Raw genomic sequence first — 13,779 nt, 5'->3', positions numbered from 1 at the left:
AATAATGAATGAAGATTTAGTATATATTGATGAATCTGGAATTGATGATAATGAATTTTATAAATATGGTTGATCTGAAAAAGGTAAAAGATTATTTGATAATAAACCCGCATATAAAATAAAGAGAATGAGTATAATTGGTTCACTAAATAAAGGTAAATTAAAAGCCTTATGAGCATTTGAAGGACATTGCAATAGTAAAATTTTTGAATCATATGTTAAAAATAAACTAATTCCAGTATTAAAGCGTGGACAAATTATAGTTTTAGATAATGCAACGTTTCATAAATCTAAATTAACACAACAATTAATTGAAAATGCTGGATGCAAACTATTATTTCTTCCGCCATATTCTCCTAATTTAAATCCAATTGAACATTTTTGATTTGCTATAAAACATAATATAAGAAAAATATTACCAAATTATTGACCAAATATTAAAAAAGCGATTGATTTTGTTTTTCAAGATATGAGTAAACATTACTTTAGTTAGCTATAACTTACTTAGTTGTTCTTCACTTATTAATTTACAATATTATATTATGACATTTTTTTTGCAAATAATAATTTAAATAAATGTAATTATAAGTTAAGTTGTATTTTAAATGATGGTAAATGATATATACCAGTACTAGTTGATGGTGCATTTATAAAATCAAATTGATTTATTTCATTTACCATTTTTTGTTCTTGTTCTTTAATTAAAAAACTTTCTATTATATGCTTAGTTATTTGTTCTTGAATAGAATATTGTGCTTTTTCTTCAGAAAAACCTTGATTAATACATTCAATAAAAATGAAAGATAATTTTTCATTTATTTCATTATTCTTAATAATCTCTTGATAAACATCATTAAATTCATTATTTAATAATTTTATATTTAATATTTATAAATCTTCATAACTCATATTTATAAAATTTAAATTAAATTCAAATTTTTCAAAAATATTTATTATTAATTGTTGATTTTCAAGTTCTTGATACTCACTTTCTGATTGGATTACTTTACTAGCCATCTTTTAATCTTCCTTTTCTAATATTTTAATTTAATAAAACCTAATATAGAATAATTTCTATATTAGGTATAAACATTTATTAAATTATTTTATTATTTTATCATAATTTCTATTCTAAATATAAAAATTATTAAATAATATGTATAAAATTTATTATTTATATAAATTTATTTTATTTAAAACTCTACTTTAATTAAATAACATCCTTAACAATAGTAATGCCATTTTTAAGCATTGAATATCATGCATATTGATTTAAAATATGAGCTGGATGCTCTGGTTGATCATAAGTATTTGTCATTGTCATTGGAACAATAACATTTACTTCTTTATTGTGCTGATTAAATCAAGTTTTACAACTAATAGCAAATTGATAAATACAAATATCAGTACAACAACCAACAATAATAATGTTATCCCATTGTAAATTTGGCTTAAAATCAAAAGCAAAAAAACCATTAGTACTATTTTTTTTAATAATCTTAATATTGTCAAATTTTAATTCTTCTACTAACTCTGATTCAATAGTATTTTCCAAACAATGACTAGGAAAAGTATGAAATTCGGGACTATGTTCATTATGAGCATCATTAAAAGCAATAACTTTGGTTTCATTAGTATTTACTTTTGCTAATAAATTTTTAATTGGTTTAATAATTGAATTAATATTAGGTGAAAATAAATTTCCTTTTTTAGCAAAGCCATTAACCATATCAACAATAAATATAATATTATGACCTTTTAAAGTTTTAAAATCTAAATTAACTGTTTTATCCAAAGTTTTATTTATCATTTCAATAAATGAATCATTATTTTTCATTATTCACCTCTATTTTTTAAAAATTAATCGTTTAATAATAAATCAAATTATACTACAGCCAGAACAAATTGGCATTAAGAAAATAGTAAAAATAATTCCTACTTTTAAAAAGAAAATATCTACTGTTATTCCTTGACTACTTTGATAGTTTAACCTATCAATTACACCATTTATATAAATAAAATTAAATCCATTAAAAATGTTTTCTATTTTAATACTTAATAACATAATTAACCCTAATAATAAAAATATAAAACCAGAAAAAAATAAAATAGTAATTATTTTTTCATCAAGAGGTAATTTTTTTCATCAATTTTTAGTTATCATTATTATCACCTATTTTTTTTAATTATATCATTGTTATATTACTGCTATAAAATAAATAAAAAAATTCTTACTTTAATGTGAAAAATAAGAATTTTTTAAAATTAATAAATTGCTATTTTTATTTTTTTACTACTTTTAAATAACAACTGTATCCAAAAATAATAATACTTGTAAACAATAAGATTGGAGTAGCAATAACCGCTAAGATTAATCCTATTTGTAACTGTGCTGCTGTACCTGTTAAAGTTGCGGTTCCACCTAATGCAGCAACTGCAATTTTTAATTTATCAAAATAATCAGTTAATGACATAGTAACACCAAAATTAGTTATACTACCCTTAATAAAATCTCCAATAGTTCAAGGATGAGAATTTCTTAAAATTCAAAACCCATCATGACTTTCAGCCACTTTAGCTCCTAGAGGTTTAACTGTTCAAGATACTGTTCCAATTAAAATTAATCCTAAAATCATTACTATTAACATAGTTATAAATACGTAAATGCTAATTTTATCTAACTTTGATAATTTTTTTCAAATTTTTTGCATAAATTTTCCCTTTCTTTTAATATATAGCTAACTAAAGTAATGTTTACTCATATCTTGAAAAACAAAATCAATAGCTTTTTTAATATTTGGTCAATAATTTGGTAATATTTTTCTTATATTATGTTTTATAGCAAATCAAAAATGTTCAATTGGATTTAAATTAGGAGAATATGGCGGAAGAAATAATAGTTTGCATCCAGCATTTTCAATTAATTGTTGTGTTAATTTAGATTTATGAAACTTTGCATTATCTAAAACTATAATTTGTCCACGCTTTAATACTGGAATTAGTTTATTTTTAACATATGATTCAAAAATTTTACTATTGCAATGTCCTTCAAATGCTCATAAGGCTTTTAATTTACCTTTATTTAGTGAACCAATTATACTCATTCTCTTTATTTTATATGCGGGTTTATTATCAAATAATCTTTTACCTTTTTCAGATCAACCATATTTATAAAATTCATTATCATCAATTCCAGATTCATCAATATATACTAAATCTTCATTCATTATTTTAGCTATTTCTTTTAAAAAATCTTCTTGTTTATTTTTATCTCTTTGTTCATATAGAAAAGTTTTTTTTATATGTATAATTTAGTTTTTTAAAATAGTTATAAACTGTTTCTTTAGTCATATTTCCAAATTTATCAATTACTTTTTGAACTGTAACATCTTTATTTTCTGCTAAATAATTTTTTAATTCATCTAAATCCTTTATTTTGTGGCTATGTCCTTTTTGATAATTCAAAATTGGTTTTATATGCCCAGTTTCTTTTTTTCTTTTTTTTCATAAAAATAAAGTCTTTCTAGTGATATTGAACACTTTACAAATTTCTTTAATTTTCATATTTTTACTTTCATAAGCTTCTATTACTTTTCTTCGTAAGTCTTCACTGTATGGTTTTGGCATAATTTAATCTTCCTAATCTATTTTAATTATTGCTGAATTGTACTTTTAAATTCAAAAACTGTTTAAATTACATATTATTATTTTACATTATTTATGAGTAAATATTACTTTAGTTAGCTATAAATATGGCTCAAAAAAATTGTAGCAAACCTAAAAAAAATATTATATTTAAAATATATAAAAACTGAAAATAGGTATAAAATAGTAATATTTAACATAAAATTATTTTTTTTGGTTTTTTCTCTTAAGTTTTCTTTTAAAAAATAATTAAAAATAAAATAATTTTACATTATCTTTAAAAAATAATTGTAAATGTGAAAAATATCTATTATAATAATTAAGGTTTTTTAAGAATAAATAATTCTAATAAAACAAAAAATAAGGAGTATTAGCTCAGCTGGGAGAGCAATTGCCTTACAAGCAATAGGTCGGCGGTTCAAGTCCGTCATACTCCACCATTTACCTGCTGATGTGGCTCAATCCGGCAGAGCAACGGTTTTGTAAACCGTAGGTTGCAGGTTCGATTCCTGTCATCAGCACCATTATTATTTATGGAGGGGTAGCAAAGTGGCCAACTGCACCTGGCTGTAAACCAGATCTCTTCGAGTTCGGGGGTTCGACTCCCTCCCCCTCCACCATATTACTTATTGGGGTGTAGCCAAGCGGTAAGGCAACGGCCTTTGACGCCGTCATGCGTTGGTTCAAATCCAACCACCTCAGCCATATATTTTATTAATTTGTCCTCGTAGCTCAGCGGTAGAGCACTCGGCTTTTAACCGAGGTGTCGCAAGTTCGATCCTTGCCGGGGACACCATTTGATGCCCAGGTGGTGAAATGGCAGACACGTCGGGCTTAAGATCCGATGACTTTTACAGGTTGTGCGAGTTCGAGTCTCGCTCTGGGCACCATTTTATATATTTATTAATGACGAGGAAGTATTCCTCATTTTTTATAAGTAAGTAAACTATATTTTGCCCAGATGGCGAAATGGCAGACGCAGTAGACTCAAAATCTACCGAGAAATCATGCGGGTTCGAGTCCCGCTCTGGGCACCACTAATATTAAATTATTAGTATAGAAAGGTATTCTTTTAAGAATACCTTTCTATTTTTATAACATTAAATATTATTAAACTGATAATCGACGTTCTGAAGATGGTTGTTTAACAGGCAAACGTTCTTCAGAATTTAATGCTGCTGTATTAAGTGGTTTAGGATCAGGTATTTCAATAACATGAGAAGTTGGCATGACTGATTGTGTTTCCTCTCCATTATTAATTTTTTCTGGATTAAAAGATTTATTTAATAATGGATTATTATCATCATCACTATCTTCAGAACTTGATGATGATGGCGAAGATGTACTGCTAGAAAGATTTTCATAAGTATCTTCCTCATCAAAATTATTAACATCCGCACATCAATTTTCATATAATTCCATTCCAGTATTTATTAATAAACCAGTACCAACTGTTGCAAGACCAGCTATTGTTTCTCAAAAAGCAATTGATCTTTTTTTATAAAATGGTTGATCATCATCATTATTATTTGGATTACTTAATTCATGATATGCAAAAAGACTAACACCAGTAATTGCACTAGCAATAGTTATTGGTGCTAATAAACTTGCTGCTGTATTACCTATTTTTTGTCATATATAGCTAACTAAAGTAATATTTACTCATAAATAATGTAAAATAATAATATGTAATTTAAACAGTTTTTGAATTTAAAAGTACAATTCAGCAATAATTAAAATAGATTAGGAAGATTAAATTATGCCAAAACCATACAGTGAAGACTTACGAAGAAAAGTAATAGAAGCTTATGAAAGTAAAAATATGAAAATTAAAGAAATTTGTAAAGTGTTCAATATCACTAGAAAGACTTTATTTTTATGAAGAAAAAGAAAAAAAGAAACTGGGCATATAAAACCAATTTTGAATTATCAAAAAGGACATAGCCACAAAATAAAGAATTTAGATGAATTAAAAAATTATTTAGCAGAAAATAAAGATGTTACAGTTCAAAAAGTAATTGATAAATTTGGAAATATGACTAAAGAAACAGTTTATAACTATTTTAAAAAACTAAATTATACATATAAAAAAAACTTTTCTATATGAACAAAGAGATAAAAATAAACAAGAAGATTTTTTAAAAGAAATAGCTAAAATAATGAATGAAGATTTAGTATATATAGCTAACTAAAGTAATGTTTACTCATATCTTGAAAAACAAAATCAATAGCTTTTTTAATATTTGGTCAATAATTTGGTAATATTTTTCTTATATTATGTTTTATAGCAAATCAAAAATGTTCAATTGGATTTAAATTAGGAGAATATGGCGGAAGAAATAATAGTTTGCATCCAGCATTTTCAATTAATTGTTGTGTTAATTTAGATTTATGAAACGTTGCATTATCTAAAACTATAATTTGTCCACGCTTTAATACTGGAATTAGTTTATTTTTAACATATGATTCAAAAATTTTACTATTGCAATGTCCTTCAAATGCTCATAAGGCTTTTAATTTACCTTTATTTAGTGAACCAATTATACTCATTCTCTTTATTTTATATGCGGGTTTATTATCAAATAATCTTTTACCTTTTTCAGATCAACCATATTTATAAAATTCTGGATGGGTTACACTTTATTGGACACTAATTACGTGGACAAGTGAACAAATTAGTTGAAAGAAAGGAACTATAATTATGGCCAATATTAATTCATATACCGATGAATTTAAAAAACAAATAGTAGCTTTATATCAAAGCGGCAAATCAGTATCTTACCTTGCTAAAGAATATAATGTTACAAGAGCAGCTACTTATAATTGAATTAAGCAATTTACTAATTCAGGTAGTTTTAAAGCTAAAGATAATCGTTCTGTTGAAGAAAATGAATTAATTAAATTAAGAAAAGAATTAAAACAATTAAGAATGGAAAATGATATTTTAAAGCAAGCAGCACTAATAATAGGCAGAAAATAGAAATTATTACAAACAATAAGTTTAAATATAAAATTCGCACAATGTGTCATTTTTTAAAAATTTCTAAATCAACATATTATTTTAATTTAAAGAAAAAAGAAAATAAAATTCAAAATAATATTTATGATGAAGCTATTATTAGTGCTTTTAAAGAAAATAAATGTGTTTATGGAACAAGAAGATTAAAAGTAATATTAGAAAACCAAGAAATTTATTTATCAAGACGAAAAATTAAAGAAATTATGAATAAGCATAATTTAATATCAAAATACACTAAATTATCATTCAAAAATCATAAGACTTACTGCATAACGTTTTTAAGTTTTAATGATAAATTATAAAATCCTGCAATTAAATTAAATCTTAAAAATATTCGTTTTCTAGCTTTTCTAAATTTATAACCAATAATTTTAAAACATTTTAAAAATGCAAAAACATGTTCAATTTTTCTGCGAGTTTTATTAATAATCTTATTAAAAATTTTAATTTTACTTGTTTTAGGATTATTTTTACTAGTTTTAATGGGTAAAAATGTATTACTATGAATTTTTTGTAAACCTTGATAACCTTTATCTGCAAGAATTACAGTTTCTGACAAAAATTCTAACTTTGAATTTTTAAAAGTTTTAAAATCATGATTTTTACCAGTATCAGGAAAAATATTTAAAATTTCATTAGTATAGCTAACTAAAGTAATGTTTACTCATATCTTGAAAAACAAAATCAATCGCTTTTTTAATATTTGGTCAATAATTTGGTAATATTTTTCTTATATTATGTTTTATAGCAAATCAAAAATGTTCAATTGGATTTAAATTAGGAGAATATGGCGGAAGAAATAATAGTTTGCATCCAGCATTTTCAATTAATTGTTGTGTTAATTTAGATTTATGAAACGTTGCATTATCTAAAACTATAATTTGTCCACGCTTTAATACTGGAATTAGTTTATTTTTAACATATGATTCAAAAATTTTACTATTGCAATGTCCTTCAAATGCTCATAAGGCTTTTAATTTACCTTTAGTGAACCAATTATACTCATTCTCTTTATTTTATAGCTAACTAAAGTAATATTTACTCATAAATAATGTAAAATAATAATATGTAATTTAAACAGTTTTTGAATTTAAAAGTACAATTCAGCAATAATTAAAATAGATTAGGAAGATTAAATTATGCCAAAACCATACAGTGAAGACTTACGAAGAAAAGTAATAGAAGCTTATGAAAGTAAAAATATGAAAATTAAAGAAATTTGTAAAGTGTTCAATATCACTAGAAAGACTTTATTTTTATGAAGAAAAAGAAAAAAAGAAACTGGGCATATAAAACCAATTTTGAATTATCAAAAAGGACATAGCCACAAAATAAAGGATTTAGATGAATTAAAAAATTATTTAGCAGAAAATAAAGATGTTACAGTTCAAAAAGTAATTGATAAATTTGGAAATATGACTAAAGAAACAGTTTATAACTATTTTAAAAAACTAAATTATACATATAAAAAAAACTTTTCTATATGAACAAAGAGATAAAAATAAACAAGAAGATTTTTTAAAAGAAATAGCTAAAATAATGAATGAAGATTTAGTATATATTGATGAATCTGGAATTGATGATAATGAATTTTATAAATATGGTTGATCTGAAAAAGGTAAAATATTATTTGATAATAAACCCGCATATAAAATAAAGAGAATGAGTATAATTGGTTCACTAAATAAAGGTAAATTAAAAGCCTTATGAGCATTTGAAGGACATTGCAATAGTAAAATTTTTGAATCATATGTTAAAAATAAACTAATTCCAGTATTAAAGCGTGGACAAATTATAGTTTTAGATAATGCAACGTTTCATAAATCTAAATTAACACAACAATTAATTGAAAATGCTGGATGCAAACTATTATTTCTTCCGCCATATTCTCCTAATTTAAATCCAATTGAACATTTTTGATTTGCTATAAAACATAATATAAGAAAAATATTACCAAATTATTGACCAAATATTAAAAAAGCGATTGATTTTGTTTTTCAAGATATGAGTAAACATTACTTTAGTTAGCTATATGTGCATTAATTATGGTTTGAAACTTAACAGTATGCATTCATTTTTTGCCAGAAAATCAATCTTTTTGATTATATTTTGGTCGTTCTGTTTCTACTTCTGTTACATCAATTATCAAAATTTTATTTTTGAATTCTTCTTTTTAAAAAAATATTTTTATTTGTTAAATTATTAAACTTATTATTATTTATTAAAATGTCTTCAATTGAACGAATATTTCGTAAAGCAGTAGTATCAACCATATCATACTCAGCACCAATACTATGATATGTACGATTTTCATATAAATATCTTAAAGTCATTACTAGTCTATCTTCTATTGACATTTTATATGGCCTTCCACCAGTGGTATTTTTTAGATTTTGATGATCTAATAAAATATTTAAAATTTCATTAAAAACTAGTTTATTAATACCAACTATTTTACGAAAATATTGATCCGGTTTATCTTTTAATTCAAAATATGTCATAAAATTTATCCTTAACTATTCAAATTTTATTTTAATAATAACAAAAAAATGAAAAGTTAACTAGTTATGCAGTAAGTCTATAATAACAAAGTAAATGATGAAAAAATCACTAATCTTGTGAATAGAAACTTTAATAATAGGCTTAAAAATGAAGTTATTGTCAGTGATTTAACTTATGTTCAAGTTAATGGTAAATGAAACTATATTTGCTTATTAATTTACCTATTTAACCGCGAAATTATTGGACATAGTGTAGGTACTAGAAAAGATGCCTTATTAGTACATCAAGCATTTATGCAATCAAATCGCTGTTTAAAAGATATTCAAATATTTCATAGTGATTGTGGTAATGAATTTAATAATAAAATTATTGATAAACTTTTACTAGCATTCAATATTACTCGCTCTTTAAGCAAAAAAGGTTGTCCTTATGACAATGCTGTTGCTGAAGCAATTTTTAAAACTTTCAAAACTGAATTTATTAATGATAAAAATTTTAGATCATTAATCCAATTAAAATTAGAATTATTTGATTACATCAATTGATACAACAACATAAGAATCCACAGCACTTTAAACTACTTAACTCCAGTTAATTATCAAAAACAAATGTCTACCAAAAAATAGTCCTAAAAAGTGTTGCCATTCCACACATGGTTTTGTAGTTAATAGATATATGTGAGGTATGCCTATTTCATTTACTAAAATAAGACAAAAATTAGATAATGATACAGATAATATTAAAATTATTGGTAAATGTTTATTTGCATTACCAAGTGCTATTAGACCAAATTTAATGTATTTAATTAGACCAACTATGCCTACAGTTGAAGAAATAAGAGAAGCAAGAGCAAAAGATTTTTTAAATAATCCAAAAAATGAAAATGCAACTTATCAATCAACTTTATATGATGATATTAATAAATTAAATTTAGAAGATGTTATTTATTATAGAAATTTAGGAAAAATAACTATGGCTGGTGATAAACCTACTAATGATGAATTAGAAACTGCAATAGTCAATGCTGGTAATCTTGGTTATGAAAAAGGTAAAAAAGTAGAATTTAGTAATATTACATCAATAAGTGCAACAATTAATGGTGCAAAAGATAGTCCTGATTATTATGGAGTAGTAAATTTAGAATTTACTAAAAAATAATTATGGAATTTATATATAAATATTTTGATGAAAAAGCACATATTACTATTTATTCTAGAAAACCAGAAGATTTAACTACAAGTAATGATATTAGAGCAATTTTATTAGATGAATATCCTAAATTAAGAAATGATTATTTTATAGTAAGTGATGTACATGATAGTTATGCAATATGTGTTGGAGATAATATACATTGTGAAGGTAAAGTAATAATTAAAATAGAAAAACAAACTAATTTATTAAAAGGAGTTAATGAAAATGCCAAATGACACCATTATACAATCAAATAATTATACTTTATTAAAGATAATTCGTTCTTCAATTAGTCCATTATCAGCAATGATTGGTACAAGTGCTTATTATGGTCAAGTAATAAGTAATCCAATATTAGGTTCAATTAATAGTTTATTATTTGGTAAAAAATTAGGTTTAGATATTTGAAATTTAAATCAAAGACCAAATACTAAAACTAAATTAATTAATAGTTCTAAAAAAATAATGCTAGGTTTAGCAAATTATGCTAAATTTACTACTAATTCAATTAATCCAAATCCTAATCCATTTCCAGATGATTTATTATTAATGAAAAATAATACTAATAATTTAATGGATTGAGATACATATAGCTAACTAAAGTAATGTTTACTCATATCTTGAAAAACAAAATCAATCGCTTTTTTAATATTTGGTCAATAATTTGGTAATATTTTTCTTATATTATGTTTTATAGCAAATCAAAAATGTTCAATTGGATTTAAATTAGGAGAATATGGCGGAAGAAATAATAGTTTGCATCCAGCATTTTCAATTAATTGTTGTGTTAATTTAGATTTATGAAACGTTGCATTATCTAAAACTATAATTTGTCCACGCTTTAATACTGGAATTAGTTTATTTTTAACATATGATTCAAAAATTTTACTATTGCAATGTCCTTCAAATGCTCATAAGGTTTTTAATTTACCTTTATTTAGTGAACCAATTATACTCATTCTCTTTATTTTATATGCGGGTTTATTATCAAATAATCTTTTACCTTTTTCAGATCAACCATATTTATAAAATTCATTATCATCAATTCCAGATTCATCAATATATACTAAATCTTCATTCATTATTTTAGCTATTTCTTTTAAAAAATCTTCTTGTTTATTTTTATCTCTTTGTTCATATAGAAAAGTTTTTTTTATATGTATAATTTAGTTTTTTAAAATAGTTATAAACTGTTTCTTTAGTCATATTTCCAAATTTATCAATTACTTTTTGAACTGTAACATCTTTATTTTCTGCTAAATAATTTTTTAATTCATCTAAATCCTTTATTTTGTGGCTATGTCCTTTTTGATAATTCAAAATTGGTTTTATATGCCCAGTTTCTTTTTTTCTTTTTCTTCATAAAAATAAAGTCTTTCTAGTGATATTGAACACTTTACAAATTTCTTTAATTTTCATATTTTTACTTTCATAAGCTTCTATTACTTTTCTTCGTAAGTCTTCACTGTATGGTTTTGGCATAATTTAATCTTCCTAATCTATTTTAATTATTGCTGAATTGTACTTTTAAATTCAAAAACTGTTTAAATTACATATTATTATTTTACATTATTTATGAGTAAATATTACTTTAGTTAGCTATATATTAGTTTAAATGCTTATGGTATTTCAAATCTTATTAGTGGTTTAACTGAGTTAATACCTAATAGATTTGAAACAATAAGAAAGATTTGTAATATGGCAACTGGTGGATGTTTAATATCAAGTGGTGTTGCTATGGGTATTAATAATGATTTTAATAATGCTTATGCAGTACCTACCATAATTGCTGGTGCAAGTGAAATAATTCATAATTTACTACCATTAGAAACTACACATCATAATCAAGAAATGGAAGAAACTTCATTTACAAATGAAACTGCAAGATTAATTAATGATAATAGATTTACTATTAATAGTGAAACAATTAGTCAATATGGTAGTGATAATATGAGCGAAGTACCATTAAATCATGATAATGCTTCATTAAATTGAGATTATAATCACATGAGTTTATAATGTTACCTTTAATTATTGAATGAATATATTATGCATTAGCAAGTAATGATATTAAATTAGCATTAATAAATGCTTTAAAAACTTATTATAAAAATCAATCATTAAAAGCAGTATTTGATAGTGAAAATATTAATGAAAAAGAAATACATCAACCATATAGTGTTTTTAATCCAAATATACTTAAAAAATTAACAAGTATATTAAAACCAAGTGAATTATCTATATTACAAAATGAAATTAATAAATTTAAAAATCCAATAAATAGTTTTAAAAAATCTATTATGCCAACAGAAATTAGAACAGTTAAAAATTATGTAAATAAATTTGATAATTTATTTAAAGAAAATGAAGAAGAAATACCAAATAATGCATGAGAAGTATTATCAAGTTCATGATTTAAAAAAGGAAGATTTATTGTTGATAATAAAAATTTAAAAATTGGAACATTAACAACATTATTTCAAAGTGATAATGATAAAAGACAAATATGATATGGTCCATATACTTATCCAACATTTCCACAAGAAATATGAATATTAATGACACAAGCAAAAGGTAAAAATGGTTCTGATGCTGGAACTATATTTTGAAAATTTTGAAATAGAAAATGATTACCAAGTCAATTAAGAAAATATGTTAAAAGTGAATTAGCAAAAAAAGGTAAATATTATGGTTCACAAGATACAAGTGTAATTTATCCAAATAATATTAATGTACAAAAAACTATGCATTTTATTAATAGATTAGAAAAAGGTTTTTTTAAATTAAAAGAATATAAAACTTTATCTAAAAATGAAATAGGAAGTAATCAATGAAGATATGAAAGAAAACAATTATTAAAAAATTCTTTACATACAAGAAAATATATAAAAATTAAAAGAAATTCTAATTTTTATAAAACATGAAAGTAGGTGATTGAATGGAAATTCAAAAACCAGAGTGAAAAACTAGTTATTTAATTCCTTTTACTCGTGGTAGAAGAGATTATATTAAAGATAGAAAAATATATGATTTTAGTTTATTAAATGATATTCAAAAATTAAGAAAAAAACAATTAGATTCAATTAATTTATTATCATTTATATTAATATCTTTAATTATTACTTTATGAAGTACATTACCACAAACAATAATATTACCTAAATATTTAGAATTTACTAAATTAGGTATGGAAAATGTAGATTGAAAATATAATTGAGGTAATGCTATTTGATTAACGATTATACCTAGTATTGGTGGATTTGGATTACATCATATACCAAATAAAGCACCCCCAAGAATTAAATTTATATTAAATTTAATAATTAAAATAATACCAATAATAATATTAATTATTATTTGATATTTACCAAAAATAGAAAAAGAAATAAGAAAAATAAAAAAAATAGAAAAGGTGGAATAAA

At 23.3% G+C, this 13,779-nt stretch carries 26 protein-coding genes, 7 tRNA genes and 1 pseudogene; 20 read left to right on the top strand and 14 right to left on the bottom strand.

Going from position 1 to position 13,779, the window contains the following annotated elements; translation table 4 throughout:
• Positions 1 to 4 precede the first annotated feature (4 nt).
• Complete coding sequence (locus tag ACQH26_RS05930) at positions 5 to 493, top strand: IS630 family transposase (RefSeq protein WP_425381862.1); 489 nt, start codon at positions 5 to 7, stop codon at positions 491 to 493.
• A gap of 395 nt (positions 494 to 888) precedes the next feature.
• Here the strand turns inward: ACQH26_RS05930 and ACQH26_RS05925 are convergent, their stop codons facing one another.
• The 6 genes from ACQH26_RS05925 to ACQH26_RS05900 form a co-directional block, all read right to left on the bottom strand.
• Positions 889 to 1,017 carry a hypothetical protein gene (locus ACQH26_RS05925; protein ID WP_425381932.1) on the bottom strand — a complete coding sequence of 43 codons (129 nt, stop codon included), beginning with the start codon at positions 1,015 to 1,017 and terminating at the stop codon, positions 889 to 891.
• A gap of 193 nt (positions 1,018 to 1,210) precedes the next feature.
• Complete coding sequence (locus tag ACQH26_RS05920) at positions 1,211 to 1,837, bottom strand: isochorismatase family cysteine hydrolase (RefSeq protein ID WP_338962067.1); 627 nt, start codon at positions 1,835 to 1,837, stop codon at positions 1,211 to 1,213.
• A gap of 9 nt (positions 1,838 to 1,846) precedes the next feature.
• A complete protein-coding gene (locus ACQH26_RS05915) occupies positions 1,847 to 2,164 on the bottom strand; it encodes a hypothetical protein (RefSeq protein ID WP_425381931.1) in 318 nt (105 codons plus the stop codon).
• Between the two features lie 118 nt (positions 2,165 to 2,282).
• Positions 2,283 to 2,711, bottom strand: a complete 429-nt coding sequence (locus tag ACQH26_RS05910; RefSeq protein WP_425381930.1) for a hypothetical protein — start codon at positions 2,709 to 2,711, stop codon at positions 2,283 to 2,285.
• Between the two features lie 27 nt (positions 2,712 to 2,738).
• Positions 2,739 to 3,227, bottom strand: a complete 489-nt coding sequence (locus tag ACQH26_RS05905) for an IS630 family transposase (RefSeq protein ID WP_425381929.1) — start codon at positions 3,225 to 3,227, stop codon at positions 2,739 to 2,741.
• A 40-nt stretch (positions 3,228 to 3,267) separates the two neighbouring features.
• A complete protein-coding gene (locus tag ACQH26_RS05900; RefSeq protein WP_425381928.1) occupies positions 3,268 to 3,627 on the bottom strand; it encodes a helix-turn-helix domain-containing protein in 360 nt (119 codons plus the stop codon).
• A 382-nt stretch (positions 3,628 to 4,009) separates the two neighbouring features.
• Between ACQH26_RS05900 and ACQH26_RS05895 the strand changes: the two genes are divergently transcribed.
• From ACQH26_RS05895 to ACQH26_RS05865, 7 genes are all read left to right on the top strand, one after another.
• A tRNA-Val gene (locus ACQH26_RS05895) sits at positions 4,010 to 4,085 on the top strand.
• Between the two features lie 7 nt (positions 4,086 to 4,092).
• Positions 4,093 to 4,169: transfer RNA gene (locus ACQH26_RS05890), tRNA-Thr, on the top strand.
• An 11-nt stretch (positions 4,170 to 4,180) separates the two neighbouring features.
• Positions 4,181 to 4,265 (top strand) — tRNA-Tyr (locus ACQH26_RS05885).
• Positions 4,266 to 4,275: 10 nt separating this feature from the next.
• Positions 4,276 to 4,350: transfer RNA gene (locus ACQH26_RS05880), tRNA-Gln, on the top strand.
• A 16-nt stretch (positions 4,351 to 4,366) separates the two neighbouring features.
• A tRNA-Lys gene (locus tag ACQH26_RS05875) sits at positions 4,367 to 4,441 on the top strand.
• Between the two features lie 6 nt (positions 4,442 to 4,447).
• A tRNA-Leu gene (locus ACQH26_RS05870) sits at positions 4,448 to 4,535 on the top strand.
• A 65-nt stretch (positions 4,536 to 4,600) separates the two neighbouring features.
• A tRNA-Leu gene (locus tag ACQH26_RS05865) sits at positions 4,601 to 4,682 on the top strand.
• A gap of 73 nt (positions 4,683 to 4,755) precedes the next feature.
• On the opposite strand, the gene ACQH26_RS05860 is transcribed toward ACQH26_RS05865, so the two are convergent.
• Positions 4,756 to 5,067 (bottom strand): hypothetical protein, encoded by a 312-nt coding sequence (locus ACQH26_RS05860; RefSeq protein WP_425381927.1) that lies wholly within the window; start codon positions 5,065 to 5,067, stop codon positions 4,756 to 4,758.
• A gap of 337 nt (positions 5,068 to 5,404) precedes the next feature.
• On the opposite strand from ACQH26_RS05860, the gene ACQH26_RS05855 reads away from it, so the two are divergent.
• Positions 5,405 to 5,764 (top strand): IS630 transposase-related protein, encoded by a 360-nt coding sequence (locus ACQH26_RS05855; RefSeq protein WP_425381926.1) that lies wholly within the window; start codon positions 5,405 to 5,407, stop codon positions 5,762 to 5,764.
• 65 nt (positions 5,765 to 5,829) lie between these two features.
• Here the strand turns inward: ACQH26_RS05855 and ACQH26_RS05850 are convergent.
• Positions 5,830 to 6,234 (bottom strand): annotated as a pseudogene (locus ACQH26_RS05850) (transposase); the annotation flags it as partial.
• Positions 6,235 to 6,346: 112 nt separating this feature from the next.
• Between ACQH26_RS05850 and ACQH26_RS05845 the strand changes: the two are divergent.
• Both ACQH26_RS05845 and ACQH26_RS05840 read left to right on the top strand, forming a co-directional pair.
• Positions 6,347 to 6,625, top strand: a complete 279-nt coding sequence (locus tag ACQH26_RS05845) for a transposase (protein ID WP_425381925.1) — start codon at positions 6,347 to 6,349, stop codon at positions 6,623 to 6,625.
• Between the two features lie 41 nt (positions 6,626 to 6,666).
• On the top strand, positions 6,667 to 6,966 hold the full coding sequence (locus ACQH26_RS05840; RefSeq protein WP_425381924.1) for an IS3 family transposase: 300 nt from the start codon (positions 6,667 to 6,669) through the stop codon (positions 6,964 to 6,966).
• On the opposite strand, the gene ACQH26_RS05835 is transcribed toward ACQH26_RS05840, so the two are convergent.
• Positions 6,927 to 7,346 carry a transposase family protein gene (locus ACQH26_RS05835; protein ID WP_425381923.1) on the bottom strand — a complete coding sequence of 140 codons (420 nt, stop codon included), beginning with the start codon at positions 7,344 to 7,346 and terminating at the stop codon, positions 6,927 to 6,929. The two genes, ACQH26_RS05840 and ACQH26_RS05835, sit on opposite strands and share 40 nt — an antisense overlap.
• Positions 7,309 to 7,632: a transposase gene (locus tag ACQH26_RS05830; RefSeq protein WP_425383049.1), complete on the bottom strand. Its 324-nt coding sequence runs from the start codon at positions 7,630 to 7,632 to the stop codon at positions 7,309 to 7,311. The genes ACQH26_RS05835 and ACQH26_RS05830 overlap by 38 nt, the downstream gene beginning before the upstream one ends.
• Positions 7,633 to 7,803: 171 nt before the next feature.
• On the opposite strand from ACQH26_RS05830, the gene ACQH26_RS05825 reads away from it, so the two are divergent.
• Both ACQH26_RS05825 and ACQH26_RS05820 read left to right on the top strand, forming a co-directional pair.
• Positions 7,804 to 8,163 carry a helix-turn-helix domain-containing protein gene (locus ACQH26_RS05825; RefSeq protein ID WP_425381863.1) on the top strand — a complete coding sequence of 120 codons (360 nt, stop codon included), beginning with the start codon at positions 7,804 to 7,806 and terminating at the stop codon, positions 8,161 to 8,163.
• A gap of 40 nt (positions 8,164 to 8,203) precedes the next feature.
• Positions 8,204 to 8,692 (top strand): IS630 family transposase, encoded by a 489-nt coding sequence (locus ACQH26_RS05820; RefSeq protein WP_425381884.1) that lies wholly within the window; start codon positions 8,204 to 8,206, stop codon positions 8,690 to 8,692.
• Here the strand turns inward: ACQH26_RS05820 and ACQH26_RS05815 are convergent.
• Positions 8,685 to 8,813 carry a hypothetical protein gene (locus tag ACQH26_RS05815; protein ID WP_425381922.1) on the bottom strand — a complete coding sequence of 43 codons (129 nt, stop codon included), beginning with the start codon at positions 8,811 to 8,813 and terminating at the stop codon, positions 8,685 to 8,687. The two genes, ACQH26_RS05820 and ACQH26_RS05815, sit on opposite strands and share 8 nt — an antisense overlap.
• Before the next feature lie 4 nt (positions 8,814 to 8,817).
• On the bottom strand, positions 8,818 to 9,165 hold the full coding sequence (locus tag ACQH26_RS05810) for a transposase family protein (RefSeq protein WP_425381897.1): 348 nt from the start codon (positions 9,163 to 9,165) through the stop codon (positions 8,818 to 8,820).
• 117 nt (positions 9,166 to 9,282) lie between these two features.
• Between ACQH26_RS05810 and ACQH26_RS05805 the strand changes: the two genes are divergently transcribed.
• From ACQH26_RS05805 to ACQH26_RS05790, 4 genes are read left to right on the top strand one after another with little or no spacing between them, the layout of a single operon-like run.
• Positions 9,283 to 9,792: an IS3 family transposase gene (locus ACQH26_RS05805; protein ID WP_425381921.1), complete on the top strand. Its 510-nt coding sequence runs from the start codon at positions 9,283 to 9,285 to the stop codon at positions 9,790 to 9,792.
• A gap of 49 nt (positions 9,793 to 9,841) precedes the next feature.
• Positions 9,842 to 10,324 carry a hypothetical protein gene (locus ACQH26_RS05800; RefSeq protein ID WP_425381920.1) on the top strand — a complete coding sequence of 161 codons (483 nt, stop codon included), beginning with the start codon at positions 9,842 to 9,844 and terminating at the stop codon, positions 10,322 to 10,324.
• 2 nt (positions 10,325 to 10,326) lie between these two features.
• Positions 10,327 to 10,614 carry a hypothetical protein gene (locus tag ACQH26_RS05795; RefSeq protein ID WP_425381919.1) on the top strand — a complete coding sequence of 96 codons (288 nt, stop codon included), beginning with the start codon at positions 10,327 to 10,329 and terminating at the stop codon, positions 10,612 to 10,614.
• Positions 10,583 to 10,954, top strand: a complete 372-nt coding sequence (locus ACQH26_RS05790) for a hypothetical protein (RefSeq protein WP_425381918.1) — start codon at positions 10,583 to 10,585, stop codon at positions 10,952 to 10,954. The genes ACQH26_RS05795 and ACQH26_RS05790 overlap by 32 nt, the downstream gene beginning before the upstream one ends.
• Here the strand turns inward: ACQH26_RS05790 and ACQH26_RS05785 are convergent.
• Both ACQH26_RS05785 and ACQH26_RS05780 read right to left on the bottom strand, forming a co-directional pair.
• The gene (locus ACQH26_RS05785; protein WP_425381917.1) at positions 10,951 to 11,439 is read right to left on the bottom strand and encodes an IS630 family transposase; all 489 of its coding nucleotides are present in this window, start codon (positions 11,437 to 11,439) and stop codon (positions 10,951 to 10,953) included. The genes ACQH26_RS05790 and ACQH26_RS05785 overlap by 4 nt on opposite strands.
• Before the next feature lie 40 nt (positions 11,440 to 11,479).
• Positions 11,480 to 11,839: a helix-turn-helix domain-containing protein gene (locus ACQH26_RS05780; protein WP_425381863.1), complete on the bottom strand. Its 360-nt coding sequence runs from the start codon at positions 11,837 to 11,839 to the stop codon at positions 11,480 to 11,482.
• Positions 11,840 to 12,055: 216 nt separating this feature from the next.
• Here ACQH26_RS05780 and ACQH26_RS05775 point away from each other — a divergent pair, with 216 nt between their 5' ends.
• Genes ACQH26_RS05775 through ACQH26_RS05765 form a run of 3 tightly spaced genes read left to right on the top strand, consistent with a single transcriptional unit; the run spans position 12,056 to position 13,778 of the window.
• Entirely contained in the window at positions 12,056 to 12,376 is a 321-nt protein-coding gene (locus tag ACQH26_RS05775) for a hypothetical protein (RefSeq protein WP_425381916.1), read from the top strand.
• Positions 12,376 to 13,287, top strand: a complete 912-nt coding sequence (locus ACQH26_RS05770) for a hypothetical protein (protein WP_425381915.1) — start codon at positions 12,376 to 12,378, stop codon at positions 13,285 to 13,287. The genes ACQH26_RS05775 and ACQH26_RS05770 overlap by 1 nt, the downstream gene beginning before the upstream one ends.
• Positions 13,288 to 13,295: 8 nt before the next feature.
• The gene (locus tag ACQH26_RS05765) at positions 13,296 to 13,778 is read left to right on the top strand and encodes a hypothetical protein (RefSeq protein WP_425381914.1); all 483 of its coding nucleotides are present in this window, start codon (positions 13,296 to 13,298) and stop codon (positions 13,776 to 13,778) included.
• Position 13,779: the final 1 nt, after the last annotated feature.

The sequence above is a fragment of the Spiroplasma endosymbiont of Melieria omissa genome (assembly GCF_964031175.1).
Classification (GTDB): Bacteria; Bacillota_I; Bacilli_A; order Mycoplasmatales; family VBWQ01; genus Spiroplasma_E; species Spiroplasma_E ixodetis_A.
This window is presented reverse-complemented; position numbering and strand designations above follow the sequence as displayed.